1 protein-coding gene and 1 pseudogene are annotated in these 472 nt (G+C 39.8%); both read left to right on the top strand.

The window, feature by feature from the left end:
* On the top strand, nt 1–183 hold a 183-nt coding region (locus RVS70_RS22255; RefSeq protein ID WP_321134890.1), incomplete at its 5' end, for a CGNR zinc finger domain-containing protein.
* A 112-nt stretch (nt 184–295) separates the two neighbouring features.
* Nucleotides 296–472: pseudogene (locus tag RVS70_RS22250) on the top strand (HPP family protein); the annotation flags it as partial.

The raw sequence follows: 472 nt of genomic DNA, 5'->3' as shown, positions 1-472 counted from the left end.
AACGCTTACGATGCGTTATGGCTGATTCACACAAACGAAATCCAACAGCTGAAACGGTGTGCAAAAGAACAGTCCATTTTGCTATTTCTTGATAAAACAGGAAGACGAAAATGGTGTTCCATGAAGATATGTGGCAATAGACATAAGGTCTCACGCCATCAGAAAAAAATAAATCATGAGTAAGAATCCGTTCCCCAGCGAACGGTTTTTTTATTGTTCCGAAAAACTAACCCCTAAAAATAAAATTGACAGGTTATTATTTACCTATTATTCTATACATACTGGAGGGATAAATTTGGAAAACAACTTCTTTTTAAAAATGAAAGGGACAGGAAAGACGCCTTTACGGGTAAACGGCAAAGACGCTGTTACAGGGCTTATCGGAGGATTTATAACCATACTGACACTCGCTTCGCTGACCGCTTACACATCAAGCCCATGGTTAATGGCGCCTTTTGGAGCAAGCTGTGTG

Source organism: Virgibacillus sp. M23 (genome assembly GCF_034190895.1).
GTDB lineage: Bacteria > Bacillota > Bacilli > Bacillales > Amphibacillaceae > Virgibacillus > Virgibacillus salarius.
Note: the sequence above shows the minus strand (reverse complement) of the source record. Positions and strands in the feature narration are given on the sequence as shown.